The organism is uncultured Zoogloea sp. (genome assembly GCF_937894855.1).
In the GTDB taxonomy this organism is placed as follows: domain Bacteria; phylum Pseudomonadota; class Gammaproteobacteria; order Burkholderiales; family Rhodocyclaceae; genus Zoogloea; species Zoogloea oryzae.
In genome coordinates, this window is the sequence record NZ_CALAYQ010000013.1 from 1 (window position 1) to 20,434 (window position 20,434).

The 20,434-nt window shown below is 64.2% G+C and carries 14 protein-coding genes; 12 read left to right on the forward strand and 2 right to left on the reverse strand.

Annotated features, from left to right (window positions below):
* The first annotated feature begins 86 nt into the window (after window positions 1-86).
* From Q0672_RS01115 to Q0672_RS01165, 11 genes are all read left to right on the forward strand, one after another.
* Window positions 87-1,163, forward strand: a complete 1,077-nt coding sequence (locus Q0672_RS01115) for a pilus assembly protein PilM (protein ID WP_153160731.1) — start codon at window positions 87-89, stop codon at window positions 1,161-1,163.
* Window positions 1,160-1,765 (forward strand): PilN domain-containing protein, encoded by a 606-nt coding sequence (locus Q0672_RS01120; RefSeq protein ID WP_153160730.1) that lies wholly within the window; start codon window positions 1,160-1,162, stop codon window positions 1,763-1,765. Before Q0672_RS01115 ends, Q0672_RS01120 begins: the two co-directional genes overlap by 4 nt.
* A gap of 17 nt (window positions 1,766-1,782) precedes the next feature.
* Window positions 1,783-2,439, forward strand: a complete 657-nt coding sequence (locus Q0672_RS01125) for a type 4a pilus biogenesis protein PilO (protein ID WP_228111803.1) — start codon at window positions 1,783-1,785, stop codon at window positions 2,437-2,439.
* Window positions 2,436-2,969 (forward strand): pilus assembly protein PilP, encoded by a 534-nt coding sequence (locus Q0672_RS01130; RefSeq protein WP_153160726.1) that lies wholly within the window; start codon window positions 2,436-2,438, stop codon window positions 2,967-2,969. Before Q0672_RS01125 ends, Q0672_RS01130 begins: the two co-directional genes overlap by 4 nt.
* Entirely contained in the window at window positions 2,966-5,146 is a 2,181-nt protein-coding gene (pilQ, locus tag Q0672_RS01135) for a type IV pilus secretin PilQ (protein WP_298618883.1), read from the forward strand. The genes Q0672_RS01130 and pilQ overlap by 4 nt, the downstream gene beginning before the upstream one ends.
* A 26-nt stretch (window positions 5,147-5,172) precedes the next feature.
* The gene (locus tag Q0672_RS01140; protein WP_153160722.1) at window positions 5,173-7,194 is read left to right on the forward strand and encodes an Ig-like domain-containing protein; all 2,022 of its coding nucleotides are present in this window, start codon (window positions 5,173-5,175) and stop codon (window positions 7,192-7,194) included.
* 41 nt (window positions 7,195-7,235) lie between these two features.
* Window positions 7,236-7,760, forward strand: a complete 525-nt coding sequence (locus Q0672_RS01145) for a shikimate kinase (protein ID WP_298618887.1) — start codon at window positions 7,236-7,238, stop codon at window positions 7,758-7,760.
* Window positions 7,748-8,827: a 3-dehydroquinate synthase gene (gene aroB / locus Q0672_RS01150; protein WP_298618889.1), complete on the forward strand. Its 1,080-nt coding sequence runs from the start codon at window positions 7,748-7,750 to the stop codon at window positions 8,825-8,827. The genes Q0672_RS01145 and aroB overlap by 13 nt, the downstream gene beginning before the upstream one ends.
* A 13-nt stretch (window positions 8,828-8,840) precedes the next feature.
* A complete protein-coding gene (locus Q0672_RS01155; protein WP_298618891.1) occupies window positions 8,841-9,965 on the forward strand; it encodes a deoxyguanosinetriphosphate triphosphohydrolase in 1,125 nt (374 codons plus the stop codon).
* A gap of 233 nt (window positions 9,966-10,198) precedes the next feature.
* Window positions 10,199-14,875 (forward strand): glutamate synthase-related protein, encoded by a 4,677-nt coding sequence (locus tag Q0672_RS01160; RefSeq protein WP_298618894.1) that lies wholly within the window; start codon window positions 10,199-10,201, stop codon window positions 14,873-14,875.
* A 1-nt stretch (window position 14,876) separates the two neighbouring features.
* Window positions 14,877-16,343: a glutamate synthase subunit beta gene (locus tag Q0672_RS01165; protein WP_153160714.1), complete on the forward strand. Its 1,467-nt coding sequence runs from the start codon at window positions 14,877-14,879 to the stop codon at window positions 16,341-16,343.
* An 87-nt stretch (window positions 16,344-16,430) separates the two neighbouring features.
* Here the strand turns inward: Q0672_RS01165 and Q0672_RS01170 are convergent, their stop codons facing one another.
* Complete coding sequence (locus tag Q0672_RS01170; protein ID WP_298618896.1) at window positions 16,431-17,630, reverse strand: acetate/propionate family kinase; 1,200 nt, start codon at window positions 17,628-17,630, stop codon at window positions 16,431-16,433.
* Window positions 17,627-19,039 (reverse strand): bifunctional enoyl-CoA hydratase/phosphate acetyltransferase, encoded by a 1,413-nt coding sequence (locus tag Q0672_RS01175; protein ID WP_298618898.1) that lies wholly within the window; start codon window positions 19,037-19,039, stop codon window positions 17,627-17,629. Before Q0672_RS01175 ends, Q0672_RS01170 begins: the two co-directional genes overlap by 4 nt.
* A gap of 205 nt (window positions 19,040-19,244) precedes the next feature.
* On the opposite strand from Q0672_RS01175, the gene glmU reads away from it, so the two are divergent.
* Window positions 19,245-20,434: bifunctional UDP-N-acetylglucosamine diphosphorylase/glucosamine-1-phosphate N-acetyltransferase GlmU (gene glmU, locus Q0672_RS01180; protein WP_298618900.1), on the forward strand; the 1,190-nt coding region annotated here is incomplete at its 3' end.

Consider the following 20,434-nt stretch of genomic DNA (forward strand, 5'->3'; position numbering starts at 1 on the left):
TTGCTTTACACCTGTCATGGTTGTTGCTAGGATTTCATGTAGATTGTTGTTATTGCGCCTAACATAAAGAATTTTCAGGATTTTTTGTGATCGACCTATCCTTTCTCAGCCCCAGGACACGTCCCCTGATCGGCGTCGACATTTCGTCGTCGTCGGTCAAGATGGTCGAGTTGTCGGCTGTTTCCGGGGGCGGGTACCGGGTCGAGCGCTATGCGATCGAAGCCCTTCCCCGCGAAGCCGTGTCCGATGGCAATGTGGCCAACCTCGACGCCGTCGCCGAAGCGATCCGTCGCGGCTGGCGCCGTCTCGGCACCACCACCAAGTTCGTCGCGCTGGCGCTGCCCGCCTCGGCGGTCATCACCAAGAAGATCATTCTCCCGGCGGGGCTTCGTGATCAGGAGCTGGAGGTGCAGGTCGAATCCGAGGCCAACCAGTACATCCCGTTCGCCCTCGACGAGGTGAATCTCGACTTCCAGGTCATCGGCCCGGCGGCGTCCAGCACCGAGGAGGACGAGGTGCTGATTGCCGCGTCGCGCAAGGAGAAGGTCGAAGACCGCGTGGCCGCCGCAGAAGCCGCCGGCCTCAAGGCGCTGGTGATGGATGTCGAGTCCTACGCGGCGCTGTCGGCCTTCGAGCTGGTCCAGGCCCAGCTGCCCGGCCAGGGGGAAGACAAGATCATCGCCCTCGTCGATGCGGGCGCCAACGTGATGAACGTGTCGGTGCTGCGTAACGGCGTCCAGATCTACGCGCGGGAGCAGGCCTTCGGCGGCTTCCTGCTCACCCAGGACATCATGCGCCACTTCGGGATGTCCCTCGAGGAGGCCGAAAGCACCAAGCGCACCGGCTCCCTGCCCGAGAGCTACGAACCCGAACTGCTGCGGCCCTTCATGGACGCCCTGGCGCTGGAGGTCTCCCGGGCGCTGCAGTTCTTCTTCACCTCGACCCAGTTCAATCAGGTGGATCACATCGTGCTGGCCGGTGGCTGTGCGGTCATTCCGGGCCTCGCCGACACCGTCGCGGGCCGCACCCAGGTCGAGACCCAGGTCGCCAACCCCTTTGCGAACATGAGCCTGAGTTCCAAGATTCGCCCCAAAAATCTGGCGGCCGACGCACCTGCCCTGCTCGTGGCCTGCGGACTGGCGCTGCGGAGGTTTGATTCGTGATTCGCATCAACCTGCTCCCCCACCGGGAGGAAAAACGTAAGGCCCGACGCCAGCAGTTCTGGCTGTTTGCCGCGGTCGCGGCGCTATCCGGCGTGGCGGTGTGGTTTGTTGGCCACACGATCATCGCTGGCTACGTGGATGGTCAGGAAGCCAAGAACGTCTTCCTGAAGGAAAGCATCGTCGAACTCGACAAGGAAATCGCCGAGATCAAGGGCCTGCGCGAGCAGGCCGAGGCGCTGCTGTCGCGCAAGCAGGTGATCGAATCCCTGCAGACCAACCGAACCGAAACGGTCCAGATCTTCAACGAACTCGCCAGCCAGATGCCCGAAGGCGTCTATCTCAAGGGCCTCAAGCAGAGCGGTTCGCGGATCAATCTGACGGGTTACGCCCAGTCCAACGCGCGGGTCTCCAACCTGATGCGCAATCTGGAGGCTTCGCCCAATCTCGAGCGCGCCGATCTCGTCGAGGTCAAGGCCGCCACGCTGAACAACCGCCGGGTCAGCGAGTTCAGCCTCAACTTCACCATCGAGCGCCCCAAGACCGAAGAGCCGGTCGGCAAGCTGAAGGGAAAGACGCCCGTGATCGTAGGGGGTAAGCCGTAATGGGTCTCAGGGTGTCAATGGAGCAGATCCGGGGCCGGGATTACCAGAGCCTGATGCGGGATTTCAAGGGCCTGGATCCCAACGATCCGGGCCAGTGGCCGCTGCTGCCGCGGGTAAGCTTCCTCATCGCGATCTTCTTCGCCATCGTCGTCGGCGGCTGGTGGCTCGACTGGAGCACCCAGTGGTCGCAGCTCGAAACCAAGCGCGAAGAGGAAAGCCGCCTCAAGCAGGAGTGGAAGGAAAAGAAGGAGCAGGCGGTCAATCTGCCCGAGTACAAGCGCCAGCTGAGCGAGATCGACCGCCAGTTCGGCGCGCTGCTGAAGCAACTGCCCAACCGCTCCGAGATGGAAGCCCTGCTGGCCGACATCAACCAGGCGGGCCTTGGCCGCGGTCTGCAGTTCGAGCTGTTCAAGCCGGGCTCGGAAGTCATGAAGGATTTCTACGCCGAGCTGCCCATCGCGGTGCGCGTCATCGGCAACTACCACGACCTCGGTGAGTTCGTGAGCGATGTGGCGCAGATGCCGCGGATCGTCACCCTCAACGACATCGCAATCGAGACGCAGAAGGATGGCGTGCTCAAGTTCGATGCGACGGCCGTGACCTACCGCTACCTTGACGACGACGAAGTGGCCAAGCTGCGCAAGGAAAAGGCCAAGGAAAAGGCGGCTAAATGAAGAGCGTCCGATTGACCGCGCTGCTGCCGCTGGCTGCGGTGCTTCTGTTGTCCGGCTGCGGGGACGAGCAGGATGACCTGCGCAGCTGGATGGAAGAAAACTCCAAGGGGCTCAAGCCCAACCTCAAGCCGCTTCCGCCGATCCAGCAGGTCGTGCCGGTGAATTATCAGGGCGCGAGCAAGGTTGATCCGTTCCGGGTCGCCAAACTTGAGCCGGACAAAAAAGGGGGGCAGTTTGCTCCCGATGCCAACCGACGGCGTGAGCCGCTCGAAGCCTATCCCCTGGAATCGCTGAAGATGGTCGGTGTGCTGATGAAACGTGGGCAGTCCCACGCCATCATCTTTGCCGACAAGACGCTGCATCAGGTGAAGGTTGGCAACTATCTCGGACAGAACTACGGGCAGATCACCGCCATCACGGAGACGGAGGTCACATTGAAGGAACTCGTCGAAGATGCGAGCGGTGAGTGGACGGAACGCATCAGCACGCTGCAATTGCAAGAGCAGGCGCCTCAGGAGTCGAAGAAATGAAAACGGGACGTTGTGGCGTCAAGCTTGGCGCGTGGGTCATTGCAGCATGTTTCGGGGGGCTGACCCCGCTGGCGCCAGCCCTGGCGCAGACGCCGCCGGGGGCTGAAGCCCGGGCAGCCAACCGCATCGAGAACATCGTCGCCGCCGATCAGGGCGGCAACGTCATGCTCAAGCTCACCATGGCCCAGCCCCTGGCGGCCGTGCCGGCGAGCTTCAGCGTGGCCAATCCGGCGCGGGTGGCCTTCGATTTTCCCGATACCGCCAACGGCCTCGGGCGCAACAGCCAGGCGCTCAACGCCGGTGATCTGCGCAGTGTCAATATCGTCCAGGTGGGCGACCGCACGCGGCTGGTCCTCAACCTGACCCGCGTCTCGCCCTACGATGTCCGCATCGATGGCAAGGACGTGCTGATCACCCTCTCGTCGGCCCAGATGAAGGAAGCCACCGGCGTGGGCGTGGCCCAGTCGTCGCAGTTTGCGGCACCGTCGGCGGTCGGTATGGGCGAGCGTCACGCGATCCGCGACATCAACTTCCGCCGCGGCAAGGAAGGCGAAGGCCGGCTGGTGGTGGATCTGTCCGATCCGAACGCCGGCATCGACATCCGCCAGCAGGGCACCAGCCTGATCGTCGATTTCCTCAAGACCGACGTGCCCGAGCAGCTGCGTCGCAAGCTCGACGTGTTGGATTTCGGTACGCCGGTGTCCACCGTGCTGACCCAGGCTCAGGGCGGCAACGTGCGCATGACCATCACCCCCAAGGGGCTGTGGGAGCACAACGCCTACCAGAGCGACAACCAGTTCGTGCTCGAGGTGAAGCCGGTCCGCGAAGACCCGAACAAGCTCACCCAGGGCTCCGCCAAGGGGCGTTTTGGCGGCGAGAAGCTGTCGCTGAACTTCCAGAACATCGACGTGCGTTCGGTGCTGCAGGTCATCGCCGACTTCACGAACTTCAACATCATCACCAGCGATTCGGTGCAGGGCAACCTCACCCTGCGCCTGAAGGACGTGCCGTGGGATCAGGCGCTGGACATCATCCTGCAGGCCCGTGGTCTCGACATGCGCAAGAACGGCAACGTGATCTGGATCGCGCCGCGGGATGAACTCGCCGCCCGCGAGAAGCTCGATCTCGAGGCCAAGGCCCAGATCGGCGATCTCGAGCCGCTGCGCACCGAGAGCTTCCAGATCAACTACCACAAGGCCAAGTCGGTCGCCGAGTTCCTCAAGAGCAAGGACCAGACGGTGCTGTCCAAGCGCGGCAGCGTGGTGCCCGACGAGCGCAGCAACAAGATCTTCGTGAACGACATCCCGTCGCGCCTCGAAGAGATGCGCCGCCTGATCGCCGAGATCGACGTGGAAGTGCGTCAGGTGCTGATCGAAGCGCAGATCGTCGAAGCCACCGACACCTTCTCGCGCAATCTGGGCGTCCGCCTGGGCTTCGGCGGCAAGACCGGCGGCCTGCTGGGCTCCACCACCGGCGGCGTGCAGGTTTATCGCAACACCTTCGGGTCCGGCAATCTGTCGAACACCGGCTACCAGGCCGGCCAGATCGTCACGATGCCGAACTTCAACGATTCCCTCGGCGTCAATCTGCCGGCCTCGACGATCAACAACAAGCAGGCCGGTGCGTTCTCGCTGGCCCTGTGGAACAGCGCTGCCACGCGCTACATCGATCTCGAAGTCTCTGCCCTCGAAGCCGACGGTCGCGGCAAGGTGGTGTCCCGTCCGCGCGTGATGACCGCCGACAAGGCTGAGGCGATCATCGAGCAGGGTACTGAAATCCCGTACAACTCTGCGACCAGCTCCGGCGCCACCAGCGTGTCTTTCCGGAAGGCCAATCTGGCGCTCAAGGTCAAGCCGCAGGTCACGCCTGATGGCAAGATCATGATGACGCTCGAGGTGAACAAGGATTCGCCCAACTACAATGTGGCCCTGACCTCGGGCGTCCCGATCGACACCAAGCACGTCAAGACGGAAGTTGTCGTTGAAAACGGCGGTACGATCGTCATCGGGGGCATCTACACCCAGGATGTCTCCAACGCGACGACCAAGATCCCGCTGCTCGGCGATCTGCCGGTGCTCGGTTATCTCTTCCGCAGCAACGAGCGTAAAGACAACAAGACCGAACTGCTTGTCTTCATCACGCCGCGTATCATCAACGACCAGCTTGGGCTGCGTTGAACACCCAGGTCTGAAAGGAACTTCACATGCGTAATTTCGATGCACTCGGTCTCATCCCACCGGTTCGTCTCGCGTCTCTGGTGACGCTCGCCCTAGCTGTCGCAGGTTGCGGCGGCGGTGGCGGGGGCGGCAGTTCGTCCTCGGATTGCCCGACGGCCTTCTCGACGTCCTGTGGCACCGGCGGCACGGCCGCGGCAGACGGCACCATCGCGCTTTCCCTGACCGATGCCGCGTCGGGGCTCAGTAGCAACACCCTGTCCGCGGGCAAGCCCCTGACGGTCAAGGCGCTGGTGAAGGATGCCAAGGGAGTGGTCGTCCCGAATGCGGTGGTGAGCTTCACGACGGATGGGGGGCTGGCGGTGTTCGAGCCCGGTTCCGGTACGGCGTTGACCGATAGTAATGGGATCGCGTCCATCAATCTGCAGGCGGCCAGCCTTGCTGCGAGCGGAGCAGCAAACCTGACGGTCGCGGCGACCGTCGCTGACAAACAGGTCACGAAGACGATCGGCTATGCCGTCAGTCCTGGTACCGTTGCGCTCGCCAATCTGGCAGCTAACTCCACTTCACTCAGCGCTTACGCAAGTACTTCGATTTCGGTGCAGGTTTTGTTGAATGGTGTGCCGGCGACCTCCGCCCAGACCGTGAGCTTTTCCTCTGCTTGTGATACGGCCGGCAAGGCCAGCCTCAGCCGCAGCGTTTCCTCAGTGAACGGTGTCGCAACCGCTACCTATACCGATAAGGGCTGTGCTGGTACGGACACGATTACGGCTTCCGTGCAGGGCACCTCCAGTTCTCTTACGCTGCAGGTCGCGGCGCCGCAACCGTCCAACGTAAGCTTTATCTCGGCAACGCCGTCGTCGATCGTATTGGCTGGGACGGGGGGGGCGGGTCTGTCGTCCGACTCGATCGTCACCTTCAAGTTGGTCGATAGTACGAATAGCCCGATTGCTGGTAGGGCGGTTAATTTCGACTTGTCGACCCGAGTGGGCGGCATCAAGCTGAATGGCCAAAGTGCCGGTATCGTGCAGGGTACGACCGGCGCCGATGGTACTGTCAGCGTAACTGTAACTGCGGGGTCCGTGCCTACCCCGGTGTGGGTGACCGCGGAACTCGCCGGCAACGCGGCGATCAAGAGCCAGTCGCCTAATCTGACGATCTCCACGGGGCGTCCGACCCAGGACAGGTTCTCGCTGGCGGTTGAAACATTCAATATTGAAGGCGCCCATATCGATGGGGTGCAGACCACTTTGACTGCGCGGGCCTACGACCGTTTGGGTAATCCGGTTGTTAATGGCACGGTGGTCAATTTCATCAGTGAAGGCGGGGGGGTGCAGCCTTTCTGTACCACTGAGGACGGTGCGTGTTCGGTGAAGTTCACGTCCGCTAATTCCCGCCCCGCGGATGGTCGTGTGACGATCCTGGCGTACGCGCAGGGTGAGGAAAGTTTCGACGATTTAAACACCAATAACACCTGGGATCGTGGCGAGCCGTTCCGTGATCTGGGCGATGCCTTCGTCGACAATAATGAAAACGGCTCCTGGCAGTCCGGTGAGCGGGAAATCGCGTATGGTGCGACGCCAAAATCTCCCCCAACAGCTTGTGCAGGTATCTCCAAGGCTGGTACCTGCGATGATGTTTGGGGTGCAGCGCATGTGCGCAGGGTTGCCGTTATCACCCTTTCGAGTCACATAGTTGGTGCTGTCACTCCGAGCGTATTTGCTTCTCAGGGATGTTCTGGTAACTATACGTTCGTAGTTTCGGATGAAAATGACAACCCACTTCCGGCTGGTGCAACGATTACTAAGGTTGCTGATACTCTAAAGTGGACACAGCCTACTCCTGAGCCAACGAATGCGACCGAGCCTAGTGCCATTAGGCTTTTTTCTCTTGAACCCTCAGTCGTTCCACGTACTCCTAATGCAGGTGGAACCGCTCATACTTTGATAGTAAATGCAGGTTCCTGTACCGCAAAAATGAGTGGTTCTGTGACTTTGCGGTTCACAAGCCCGAGTGGTGAGTCAGTAACTCGCGACATTCAAATCAACTGATTTTTTCAGGGGGTGGAGTTGCTCCCGTTCCGGGGCTGTTAATGAAGCAAACTTGTGTAGTCCTCGTCGGTATGCCCGGCTCGGGCAAGACCACCGTGGGACGGGATCTCGCCAAGCGGCTGGGTCTGCGTTTCGTCGATTCCGACCACGAGATCGAGGCTCGCACGGGGGTCAAGATCCCGACCATCTTCGAGATCGAGGGTGAAGACGGGTTTCGCAAGCGCGAAACCCAGACCCTCGACGCACTCACCCGCGAATCCAACATGGTGCTTGCCACCGGTGGCGGCGCGGTGATCCGGCCCGAGAACCGCGCGCTGCTGCGGGAGCGCGCGGTGGTGGTGTTCCTCAGCGTGCCGCCGCAGATCCTGTGGGAGCGCACCCGCCACGACCGCAGCCGCCCGCTGCTCCAGGTGGCCGACCCGAAGGGCCGCCTCGAAGAACTGCTCAAAGCCCGCGGCCCCTTTTACCGGGAGGTCGCTCACATCATCGTCGAGGGCGGGCGCGGCACGCCCAGCGCGATGGTGAAGATGATAGAGAAGGAATTGCAGGCCCTATGCGAACCCTGAGCGTCGCGCTGGATGCGCGCAGCTACCCCATTCACATCGGCACCGGGCTGCTGGCTGACCCGGGCCTGATCCTGCCCTACCTGAAGACCACGCGGGTCGCGGTGATCACCAACACCGTGGTCGGTCCGCTGTACCTGGCGCCCTTCGTCGCCGGGCTGCGCGAGCGCGGGCTGCGGGTCACCGAGATCGTGCTGCCCGACGGCGAGGCCCACAAGGACTGGCCCACCCTCAACCTGATCTTCGATGGCCTGCTCGGCGAGCGCTGCGACCGCAGCACCACCCTCATCGCCCTCGGCGGCGGGGTCGTCGGCGACATGGTCGGCTTCGCGGCCGCCAGCTACCAGCGCGGGGTGCCCTTCATCCAGGTGCCCACCACACTGCTGTCCCAGGTGGATTCGTCGGTCGGCGGCAAGACGGCGATCAACCACCCGCTCGGCAAGAACATGATCGGCGCCTTCTACCAGCCCCGGCTGGTGCTGGCCGACATCGCCACCCTCAACACCCTGCCCGATCGCGAACTCAAGGCCGGCCTCGCCGAAGTCATCAAGTACGGCCTGATCCGCGACCTGCCCTTCCTCGAATGGATCGAGGCCAATCTCGAGCGCCTGCTGGCCCGCGACGCCGACGCCCTCGCCGAGGCCGTCGAGCGCTCCTGCCGCAACAAGGCCGAAGTGGTCGCCGCCGACGAGACCGAGCAGGGTGAGCGCGCCACCCTCAACCTGGGGCACACCTTTGGCCACGCCATCGAGACCGGCCTCGGCTACGGCGAGTGGCTGCACGGCGAGGCGGTGGCCGCTGGTGCGGTGATGGCCGCCGAGCTGTCGCACCAGCTGGGCTGGATCACCGAGGCCGACGTGGCGCGAGTCCGCCGGATCCACGAGCGTGCCGGCCTGCCGGTGAAGGGCGCGCCCCTCGGCGCCGACCGCTATCTCGAGCTGATGGCCCACGACAAGAAGGTGAGCGACGGCACTTTGCGGCTGGTGCTGCTGAAGGCGATCGGCAAGGCCGTGATCAGCGCCGAGGCCAGCACCGCCGAGATCCGCGCCACCATCGAGGCGTGCTGCTGAGCCGCCCCCGCCGATGAGCGAACTGGCGCCCTACGCGGTCAGCGAAGCCAACACCCGTGGCCGGCGGGTGGCGGAGGCGCCGCCGCTGGCGCGGGGCGAGTTCCAGCGCGACCGCGACCGCATCGTGCATTGCACGGCCTTCCGCCGGCTCGAATATAAAACCCAGGTCTTCGTGAACCACGAAGGCGATCTGTTCCGCACCCGCCTCACCCACAGCATCGAGGTCGCCCAGATCACCCGCTCGATCGCCCGGGCGCTGCGCCTCAACGAGGATCTCGCCGAAGCCGTCGCCCTCTCCCACGATCTGGGGCACACCCCCTTCGGCCACGCCGGCCAGGAGGCGCTCAACGGCTGCATGAAGGATTTCGGCGGTTTCGAGCACAACCTCCAGTCGTTGCGCACCGTCGATCTGCTCGAAGAGAGCTACGCCGACTTCAACGGCCTCAACCTCCTTCACGAGACGCGGGAGGGCATCCTCAAGCATTGTTCGCCGAAGAACGCGGAACTGCTCGGGGACATCGGCCGGCGCTTTCTCGAAGGCCGGCAGCCGTCCCTCGAGGCCCAGCTGGCCAACCTCGCCGACGAGATCGCCTACAACAACCACGACGTGGACGATGGCCTGCGCTCGGGGCTCATCAGCCTCGAACAGCTCGACGCCGTGCCGATCTTTGCCCGCAATCGGCGCACCGTCGAGGCCGCCTATCCCGGTCTGGCCGGCCGCCGGCTGATCCACGAGACCATCCGACGCATGATCAACATGATGGCCGTCGATCTCATCGAACAGACCCGCCACAACATCCAGGCCGCGGATGTGACAAGCCTGGAGGACGTGCGCAGCGCGCCCCGCCTGGTGGCCTACAGCACCGATCTGCTGCCCGAGCTGCGGATTCTCAAGGGCTTCCTCCGTGACAACCTCTACCACCACTACCAGGTGCTGCGCATGACCGACAAGGCCCGGCGCATCATCCAGGACCTCTTCGGCGCCTTCATGAACGACCCGCGCCTGCTGCCGCCCCAGTACCAGCAGATGGCCCGGAACGACAAGCCGCGGGCCATCGCCGACTACATCGCAGGCATGACCGACCGCTATGCCATGAAGGAACATCGCCGCCTGTTTGCTGTCGGCGAAATCTACTGAAGCCGCGCCGGTCTTGCGGCAGCGCAAAAAATCCTTGAAGGACGGGCACCTGCGGCGGTATATTCGACCCTCGCCCAATGTGTTTGAACGGTCTCCTCGTCGGGATCACGCGTAGCCGGCCGGCCATGCTTTGCCGGCTTTTTCACGGTTCGGACGGGGCGTTTTCCGCAGTTTGAAGGTCCGGCGTTACAGCAACGCGAACGCCGGTGTGTGTTGTGTCGAGGAAAAACAAGATGGATCTTCCCCTGGAGCAGGGTCTGTACGACCCCGCCAACGAACATGACGCCTGTGGTGTCGGCTTCATCGCACATATCAAGGGCAACAAGACTCACGACATCGTTCTGCAGGGTCTCGAAATCCTGAAGAACCTGGATCACCGGGGTGCTGTGGGTGCCGATCCGCTGCAAGGCGACGGCGCCGGCATCCTCATCCAGATTCCGGACACCCTGTTCCGCGAAGAGATGGCCAAGCAGGGCGTGACGCTGCCGCCCGCCGGCGACTACGGTGTCGGCATGGTCTTCCTGCCGAAGGAGCACGCCTCCCGCCTCGCCTGCGAGGAAGAGATCGAGCGCGCCACCCGTGCCGAAGGCCAGGTCGTCCTCGGCTGGCGCGATGTGCCCACCGATCCGGCCATGCCCATGTCGCCCACCGTCAAGGCCAAGGAGCCGGTGATCCGACAGGTCTTCATCGGCCGCGGTCCCGACGTGATGGTCACCGACGCCCTGGAGCGCAAGCTGTACGTGATCCGTCGCCGTGCCGCCAACGCCATCGCCGCGCTCAAGCTGAAGCACTCCAAGGAGTTCTACACCCCGTCGATGTCCGCCCGGACCATCAACTACAAGGGTCTCCTCCTCGCCGACCAGGTTGGTCAGTACTACTTCGATCTGCAGGACCCGCGTTGCGTGTCCGCGCTGTCGCTCGTCCACCAGCGCTTCTCGACCAACACCTTCCCGACCTGGCATCTGGCCCACCCGTTCCGTTACATCGCCCACAACGGCGAAATCAACACGGTTCGCGGCAACTACAACTGGATGCGCGCCCGCGAGAAGGGCACCCACTCGCCGCTGCTGGGTGAAGACCTGCAGAAGCTGTGGCCGCTGATCTATCCGGGTCAGTCCGACTCCGCCGCCTTCGACAACGCCCTCGAACTGCTGGTGATGAGCGGCTACTCCCTGGCCCACGCGATGATGATGATGATTCCCGAAGCCTGGGAATCCCACACGCTGATGGACCAGAAGCGTCGCGCCTTCTACGAATACCACGCCGCCATGATGGAGCCGTGGGACGGCCCCGCCGCCGTGGCCTTCACCGATGGCCGCCAGATCGGCGCCACCCTCGACCGTAACGGCCTGCGCCCCGCCCGCTACCTCGTCACCGACGACGACTACGTGGTCATGGCGTCCGAATCCGGCGTGCTGCCGATCCCCGACGAGAAGATCGTCAAGAAGTGGCGCCTGCAGCCGGGCAAGATGTTCCTGATCGACATGGAGCAGGGCCGCATCATCGACGACAAGGAGCTCAAGGAGTCCCTCGCCGCCGCCAAGCCTTACCAGGAATGGCTGTCCCGCATCAACATCAAGCTCGACTCCTGTGCCGAGCCCGAAGCCGATGCCGCGCCGACCTTCTCCGCCTCCCTGCTGGATCGCCAGCAGGCTTTCGGCTACACCCAGGAAGACATCAAGTTCATCCTCGAGCCGATGGCCAAGAGCGGTGAGGAAGCCGCCGGCTCGATGGGCAACGACAGCCCGCTGGCCGTCCTGTCCTCGCGCAACAAGCCGATCTACAACTACTTCCGTCAGCTGTTCGCCCAGGTGACCAACCCGCCGATCGACCCGATCCGCGAACAGCTGGTCATGTCGCTGGTGTCCTTCGTCGGCCCGCGTCCGAACCTGCTCGGCATCAACGAGATCAACCCGCCGTACCGCCTGGAAGTCACCCAGCCGGTGCTCACCTTCGCCGACATGGCGAAGCTGCGCGGCATCGCTGGCTACACTGGCAACAAGTTCCGCTCCGCCGAACTCGACATCTGCTACCCGCTCGCCTGGGGCAAGCAGGGCGTTGAAGCGCGCCTGGCCTCCCTGTGCGCTGAAGCCGAGAACGCGGTGCTCAACGGCTCCAACATCCTGATCGTCTCCGACCGCAAGGTCGACGCCGACAACGTTGCGATCCCGGCGCTGCTCGCCACCTCGGCGATCCACCAGCACCTGGTCACCCAGGGCCTGCGTACCCGCACCGGTCTGGTCGTCGAGACCGGCTCCGCCCGCGAGACCCACCACTTCGCCGTGCTGGCCGGCTACGGCGCCGAGGCGGTGCATCCCTACCTCGCCCTCGAAACCCTGGCCCAGATCGCCAAGGGCGATGCCGAACTCACCGAGAAGTACACCAAGCACTTCATCAAGGGTGTCGGCAAGGGCCTCATGAAGGTCATGTCCAAGATGGGCATCTCCACCTTCATGTCCTACACCGGCGCGCAGATCTTCGAAGCCATCGGCCTCCAGAAGTCGCTGGTCGAAAAGTACTTCACCGGCACCTCGTCGCAGGTTGAAGGCATCAGCGTGTTCGAGGTGATGGAAGAGGCGATCCGCCTGCACCAGCAGGCCTTCAGCGCCGATCCGGTGCTCGCCAACGCTCTTGACGCCGGCGGCGAATACGCCTTCCGGATCCGCGGTGAAGAGCACATGTGGACCCCGGACGCCATCGCCAAGCTCCAGCACTCCACCCGCTCCGGCAAGTACGACACGTACAAGGAATACGCCAAGATCATCAACGATCAGAGCAAGCGCCACATGACCCTGCGCGGCCTGTTCGACCTCAAGCCTGCTGGCGCTCCGGTGCCGCTGGAAGAAGTCGAATCCGCCAAGGAGATCGTCAAGCGTTTTGCCACCGGCGCGATGTCCCTCGGCTCGATCTCGACCGAAGCCCACACCACCCTCGCCGTGGCGATGAACCGCATCGGCGGTAAGTCGAACACCGGTGAAGGCGGCGAGGATCCGAAGCGCTTCTTCCCGATCGCCAAGGACACCACCCTGTCCGAAGTCATCGGCGCCAGCCGCGTCGAGCGTGATATCGAACTGAAGGCCGGCGACAGCCTGCGTTCGTCGATCAAGCAGGTGGCTTCCGGCCGCTTTGGCGTGACCACCGAATACCTCGTCAATGCCGACCAGATCCAGATCAAGATGGCCCAGGGCGCCAAGCCCGGTGAAGGCGGTCAGCTGCCCGGCCACAAGGTGTCCGAGTACATCGGCTTCCTGCGTCACTCGGTGCCGGGCGTCGGCCTGATTTCGCCCCCCCCGCACCACGACATCTACTCGATCGAAGATCTGGCCCAGCTGATCCACGACCTGAAGAACACCAACCCGATCGCCGACATCTCGGTGAAGCTGGTGTCCGAAGTGGGTGTCGGCACGGTTGCTGCCGGTGTCGCCAAGGCCAAGGCCGACCACGTGGTGATCGCCGGTCACGACGGCGGTACCGGTGCCTCGCCCCTGTCGTCGATCAAGTACGCCGGTTCGCCGTGGGAGCTCGGCCTCGCCGAAACCCAGCAGACCCTGGTGCTCAACCGCCTGCGCAGCCGCATCCGCGTGCAGGTCGACGGCCAGATCAAGACCGGTCGCGACGTGGTCATCGGCGCCCTGCTGGGTGCTGATGAGTTCGGCTTCGCCACCGCGCCGCTGGTCGTCGAAGGCTGCATCATGATGCGCAAGTGCCACCTGAACACCTGTCCGGTGGGCGTGGCCACGCAGGATCCGACCCTTCGCAAGCGCTTCTCCGGCCAGCCGGAGCACGTGGTGAACTACTTCTTCTTCGTTGCCGAAGAAGTTCGCGAGCTGATGGCCGAGCTGGGCATCCGCAAGTTCGAAGACCTGATCGGCCGCGCCGACCTCCTCGACATGCGTGCCGGCATCGAGCACTGGAAGGCCAGCGGCCTGGATTACAGCCGCATCTTCCACCTGCCGAACGTCCCCGCCGACGTGCCGCGCATCCACACCGAAACCCAGGACCACAACCTGGGCAAGGCGCTGGACAACCAGCTCATCGAGCTGGCCAAGCCGGCCCTCGAGAACGGCGAGAAGGTCAATATCGAACTGCCGGTGCGCAACATCAACCGCACCGTCGGCGCGATGCTGTCGGGCAAGTTCGCTGCCAAGTACGGTCACGCCGGCCTGCCGGACGACACCGTGCATATCAAGCTCAACGGCACTGCCGGCCAGAGCTTCGGCGCCTTCCTGTCCCGCGGCCTGACCCTCGAACTGGTGGGTGAAGGCAACGACTACGTCGGCAAGGGCCTCTCCGGTGGCCGCATCGTCGTCCGCCCGGCGGCCGGCTTCAAGTGCGAGACCCCGTCCAACATCATCATCGGCAACACCGTGCTGTACGGTGCCACCGAAGGCGAAGCCTACTTCGCCGGCGTTGGCGGCGAGCGTTTCGCGGTGCGTAACTCCGGTGCGACGACGGTCGTCGAAGGCGTGGGCGACCACGGCTGCGAATACATGACCGGCGGCACCGTGGTGGTGCTCGGCATGACCGGCCGCAACTTCGCGGCGGGCATGTCCGGTGGCGTTGCCTACGTGTTCGACGAAGACGGCACTTTCGAGTCCCGCTGCAACATGGCCCAGGTGGCCCTGGAGCCGGTTGAGGAAGAATTCGCCGCCCGCAAGGGTTCCGAGGCCGGCGACGATCTCGAAGGCCACGGCCGTGTCGACGTGCGTCACCTGGGCATGGCCGACGAGGCCCTGCTGAAGATGCTGATCGAACGTCACGCCACCTACACCGGCAGCGAACGCGCCAAGGCCATCCTGGCCGACTGGGCAGCCTACCGCTGCAAGTTCGTCAAGGTGATGCCGCACGAATACCGTCGCGCGCTGGCCGAAATGGCCGCGCAACAACAGAAAGAACTGGAGGCCGCGTAACATGGGCAAGCCAACTGGGTTCCTCGAATTTGAGCGCCTCTCCGAGGCTTATGCGCCGGTCGAGCAACGTCTCAAGAACTACAAGGAATTCGTCGTCACCCTGACCGACGAAGAAGCGAGCAAGCAGGGCGCGCGCTGCATGGACTGCGGCATCCCGTTCTGCAACAACGGCTGTCCGGTGAACAACATCATTCCCGACTGGAATGATCTGGTTTACCGCGGCAACTGGAAGGAAGCGATCGAGGTTCTGCACTCGACCAACAACTTCCCGGACTTCACCGGCCGCATCTGTCCGGCGCCCTGTGAAGCCGCCTGCACGCTGAACATCAACACCGAAGCCGTGGGCATCAAGTCGATCGAGCACGCGATCATCGACAAGGCCTGGGAAAACGGCTGGGTCAAGCCCCAGCCGGCCGCCGTCAAGACCGGCAAGAAGGTCGCGGTCGTCGGTTCCGGCCCCGCCGGCCTGGCCGCGGCCCAGCAGCTCGCCCGCGTCGGCCACGACGTGACCGTGTTCGAGAAGAGCAGCCGCATCGGTGGTCTGCTTGGTTTCGGCATCCCCGACTTCAAGCTCGACAAGTCGGTGATCGACCGCCGCGTCGAGCAGATGCAGGCCGAAGGCGTGGTCTTCAAGACCAAGGTGCTGGTGGGTGACAAGAACCTGCCCGCCGGCATCAACAACGACGCGACCGAAGTCGTCTCCGCTGACGCGCTCAAGGCCGAGTTCGACGCTGTGATCCTCGCCGCCGGCTCTGAAGTGCCGCGCGATCTGCCGGTCCCGGGCCGTGAGCTGAAGGGCATCTACGCCGCGCTGGAATTCCTGATCCCGCAGAACAAGGAAGTCCAGCAGGGCATCGCCAACCCGATCAACGTCAAGGGCAAGCACGTCATCGTGATCGGCGGCGGCGACACCGGCTCCGACTGTGTGGGCACCTCCAACCGCCACGGTGCGGCGTCGGTGACCCAGTTCGAACTGATGCCGATGCCCCCGGAGTCCGAGAACAAGGCGCTGACCTGGCCGTACTGGCCGTACAAGCTGCGCACCTCGTCCTCCCACGACGAAGGCTGCTCCCGCGATTTCGCGGTGGCGACCAAGGGCTTTGTGGATGACGGCAAGGGCAACGTCAAGGCCCTGAAGGCTGTCCGCCTCGACTGGAAGGACGGCAAGATGGCCGAAGTGGCCGGCTCCGAGTTCGAGCTGCCCTGCGACGCGGCCTTCCTGGCGATGGGCTTCACCAACCCGGTGGGCTCGCTGCTCGACGCCTTCGGTGTCGAGAAGGACGCCCGCGCCAACGCCAAGGCGACTACCGATGGCGAAGGCTGCTACCGCACCAACGTCGATAAGGTCTTCGCCGCCGGTGACGTGCGTCGTGGCCAGTCCCTGGTGGTGTGGGCGATCCGCGAAGGCCGTCAGGCTGCCCGCGAGGTCGACGCCTTCCTGATGGGTTCGTCCGTCCTGCCGCGCTGATCCACCGATCATCGCAGCCAGCAAAAAGCCCGGGGTGACCCGGGCTTTTTGTTTTTGCCCCGGCGATGTGCCGGGGTGGGGAAGGGCTCAGCCCAGCCCGAGGAGATTGACGGCGTGGTGGCCGATCATCCATTCCTCGTTGGTAGGCACCACCAGTACCTCGACCTTGCTGTCCTTGGTGTGGATGCGCGTGGCGTGACGCTGGTTGGCGGCCGGGTAGAGGCGCAGGCCGGTCCATTCGAGCCATTCGGCGATGCGGGCGCGGATCGGCGCGGCGTGCTCGCCGATGCCGCCGGTGAACACCAGCGCCTCGAGGCCGCCGGCCGCCATCGACAGCTGGCCGATCATGCAGGCCGCGCGGTAGCAGAACAGCTCGATGGCTTCCTTCGCCGAGTCTTCATCGGATTCGAGCAGCGCGCGCATGTCCTGGCTGAGGCCGGAGACGCCCAGCAGGCCGGACTGCTTGTAGATCAGGTTGGACAGCCCCTTGGCATCCATGCCCTTCTGCTCGACGAGGTGGAGGATCACGCCGGGATCGAGGCTGCCGGTGCGGGTGCCCATCATCAGGCCGTCGACGGCGGTAAAGCCCATCGAGGTGTCGCGGGACTGCCCTTCGTTCAGCGCGCACATGCTGGCGCCGTTGCCCAGGTGGGCGATGATGATGGCACCGCGAGCCTTCTCCTCGCCGAGGAGATCCGGCAGCTGGCGCGACACGTACTCATACGACAGGCCGTGGAAGCCGTAGCGCTTCACGCCTTCGTTGAACAGCGCGCGGGGCAGCGGGAAGCGCTCGGCCACCGGCAGACGGGTGCGGTGGAAGGCGGTGTCGAAGCAGCCCACCTGACGCACATCCGGCATCAGCCCGAACAGCGACTTGATGGCGCGCAGGTTGTGGGGCTGGTGGAGCGGGGCGAGGGGAATCAGGGTTTCCAGTTCGGCGACGACTTCCGGCGTGAGCACCACTGGCGCGCCGTAGTGGTCGCCGCCATGCACGATGCGGTGGCCGGCGGCGACGATCTCGACGCCCGGGCTGTGACGGTTGATCCAGTCGAAGATGAACTCCAGCGCCAGCCGGTGCTGGCCGTTCTGGTCAGTGCCGGCGGGCACGGTGAGCGCTTCGGTGAAGCGTTCGCCGGAGCTGGTGTCCTTGGCGGTCATCAGCGGCTCGGCGCCGATGCCTTCGACCTGCCCCGACAGGCGCGGCATGTCGGCCAGCTTCGGGGTCATCGGGAAGAGGGCGAACTTCAGGCTGGAGGAGCCCGCGTTGAGGATGAGGACAGCTTTCACAGGCGAACTCCCTGGCGACGTTTGTGGGCCATCAGCTGCGCGATGGCGCAGGATGCAGTACGGGTTTCGGCGGTATCCGCGCGGCTGGTGAGCACGATGGGCACGCGGGTGCCGAGCACAACACCGGCCATCAGGGCGTCGGCGAGGTATTCGAGCTGCTTGGCGACCATGTTGCCGGATTCGAGATCGGGCACCACCAGGATGTCGGCCTGGCCGGCGACGGCGGAGCGAATACCCTTGGTCTTGGCGGCTACGAGCGACACGGCGTTGTCGAAGGCCAGCGGGCCGTCGAGCAGGCCGCCCTTGATCTGGCCGCGGTCGGCCATCTTGCACAGGGCGGCGGCGTCGAGGGTGGAGCGGATCTTCACGTTGACGGTCTCGACCGCCGAGAGGATCGCCACCTTGGGCTCGGGCACGCCCATCATGATCGCCAGTTCGATGGCGTTCTGGATGATGTGGACCTTGTCTTCGAGGCTCGGCGAGATGTTGATCGCCGCATCGGTGATGAGCAGCGGATGCGGGTAGGTCGGCACGTCGGCCATGAAGACGTGGGAGATGCGGCGCGAGGTGCGCAGGCCGGTCTCCTTGGCGACGACCTCGCTCATCAGCTCGTCGGTGTGCAGCGAGCCCTTCATCAGCGCGTCGACTTCACCGTTGCGGGCCATGCGCACCGCGGTTTCGGCCGAGGCGTGGCTGTGGGGCACGTCGACAATGCGCACGCCGTGGAGGTCGATGCCCTCGCGTTCGGCGACTTCGCGGATCTTGTTTTCGGGGCCGATCAGCACCGGGATGACGAGGCCGGCGTCGCGGGCCTGGATCGGGCCGCGCAGGGATTCGGTGTCACAGGGGTGGGCCACGGCGATGGGGATCGGCTCCATGCCCTTGGTCATCTCGAGCACGTGCAGGTAGCGCTGCTGGCGGTCGGAGATGGTGATCTCGGGCAGGGCCATGCGCGGGCGCTTGATCTTCTCGGTGGGGGCCATGACCTCGGCGGTGCCGTCGATGACCTTGAGGCCGTCCTGATTGACGCACAGACATTCGAGCAGCAGATGGTGGTTGTGCTCGAAGCGCTGGACGCAGGTGATGGTGACGGTGAGGGTGTCGCCGATGGTGATCGGGCGCCAGAACTTGAGGGTCTGGCCCACATACACGGTGCCGGGGCCGGGGAATTCGGTGCCGAGGATCGACGAGATCAGCATGCTACCCCACATGGAGTGGCCGACGACCTCGCGGAACTGGCTGGAACGGGCGAACTCCGGGTCCACGTGGGTGGGATTCACGTCGCCGGACATCACCGCGAACAGGTGGATGTCCTCGGGGAGCAGGGTGCGGACGAGCTGGGCGGAGTCGCCGACGGCGATTTCGTCAAAGGTGCGGTTCTGGATGAAATCGCGAGCTTGTGTAGTCATGATGTTTCCTGAATTATTGCCTTGCAGCACGACGATTCTACGGAAAGACTCGAAACTAACTTTAGCACTAGATCAAAACATTGTTGCGTCGCATCACGCTTCGCGGGGCAATGCCGCCTGTTTCGAGAACTGTGTCGCAATTTTCATAAAAACCCGCGTGATAGAATCCGACCGAGCCAAATTCAAACCGCATTGAAGGATGTCCATGGAAGTGATCGTTCTCGCCGCCGGGCAGGGCAAGCGCATGCGCTCGGTGTTGCCGAAAGTACTTCAGCCCCTCGCGGCCAAACCGATGCTGGGGCACGTGCTGGACACGGCCCGGGTGCTGGAAGCCCGACGCATCGTGGTGGTGTATGGCCACGGAGGCGAAGTGGTGCGTGAAGCCCTCGACGCCCCAGATCTCGCCTGGGCCCGTCAGGACCCGCCCCAGGGCACCGGCCATGCGGTGCAGCAAGCCATGCCGCTGGTCGAAGACGGCGACATCGCGCTGATCCTCTACGGCGACGTGCCGCTGATCGGCGTGCCCACCCTGCAGCGCCTGATGGCCGCCGCCAGCGACCGCCAGCTGGCGCTCCTCACCGTGGATATGGACGACCCCACCGGCTATGGCCGGATCATCCGCAACGACGCCGGCAAGGTCACCTGCATCGTCGAGGAGAAGGACGCCAGCCCCGAGCAGCGCCAGGTGCGCGAGGTGAACACCGGCATCCTCGCCGCACCGGTCGAGCGCCTGCGCGGCTGGCTCGCCAACCTCAAGAACGACAACGCCCAGGGCGAGTACTACCTCACCGACATCATCGCCATGGCGGTGGCCGACGGCCTGGATGTGGTCACCACTCAGCCCGACGCCTTCGAGGAAACCCTCGGCGTCAATAACAAGACCCAGCTCGCCGAACTCGAGCGCATCCATCAGCGCAACATCGCCCGGGGCCTCACGGACGCCGGCGTTACCGTGATCGATCCGGCCCGCATCGACGTGCGCGGCACGCTCACCTGCGGCCGCGACGTCGAAATCGACGTGAACTGCATCTTCGAAGGCAAGGTCGAGCTCGCCGACGGCGTGCGCGTGGGCGCCAACTGCGTGATCCGCAACGCCACCATCGGCGCCGGCACCAAAATCGCCCCGTTCTCCCACATCGAAGACACCACGATGGGCGCCGCCTGCGCCATCGGCCCCTACGCCCGCACCCGCCCCGGCACCGTGCTGGGCGAGGACGTGCACCTGGGCAACTTCGTCGAGGTGAAGAACAGCGTGATCGCCAACCACTCCAAGGCCAACCACCTGGCCTACGTGGGCGACGCCGACATCGGCCAGCGCGTCAATGTGGGCGCCGGCACCATCACCTGCAACTACGACGGCGCCAACAAGTTCCGCACCATCATCGAGGACGACGT

Coding starts and splice junctions, on each gene's coding strand:
- pilQ (WP_298618883.1), top strand. CDS start 2,966: ATGAAAACGGGACGTTGTGGCGTCAAGCTTGGCGCGTGGGTCATTGCA.
- Q0672_RS01140 (WP_153160722.1), top strand. CDS start 5,173: ATGCGTAATTTCGATGCACTCGGTCTCATCCCACCGGTTCGTCTCGCG.
- Q0672_RS01125 (WP_228111803.1), top strand. CDS start 1,783: ATGGAGCAGATCCGGGGCCGGGATTACCAGAGCCTGATGCGGGATTTC.
- Q0672_RS01130 (WP_153160726.1), top strand. CDS start 2,436: ATGAAGAGCGTCCGATTGACCGCGCTGCTGCCGCTGGCTGCGGTGCTT.
- aroB (WP_298618889.1), top strand. CDS start 7,748: ATGCGAACCCTGAGCGTCGCGCTGGATGCGCGCAGCTACCCCATTCAC.
- Q0672_RS01160 (WP_298618894.1), top strand. CDS start 10,199: ATGGATCTTCCCCTGGAGCAGGGTCTGTACGACCCCGCCAACGAACAT.
- Q0672_RS01145 (WP_298618887.1), top strand. CDS start 7,236: ATGAAGCAAACTTGTGTAGTCCTCGTCGGTATGCCCGGCTCGGGCAAG.
- Q0672_RS01155 (WP_298618891.1), top strand. CDS start 8,841: ATGAGCGAACTGGCGCCCTACGCGGTCAGCGAAGCCAACACCCGTGGC.
- Q0672_RS01175 (WP_298618898.1), bottom strand. CDS start 19,039: ATGACTACACAAGCTCGCGATTTCATCCAGAACCGCACCTTTGACGAA.
- Q0672_RS01165 (WP_153160714.1), top strand. CDS start 14,877: ATGGGCAAGCCAACTGGGTTCCTCGAATTTGAGCGCCTCTCCGAGGCT.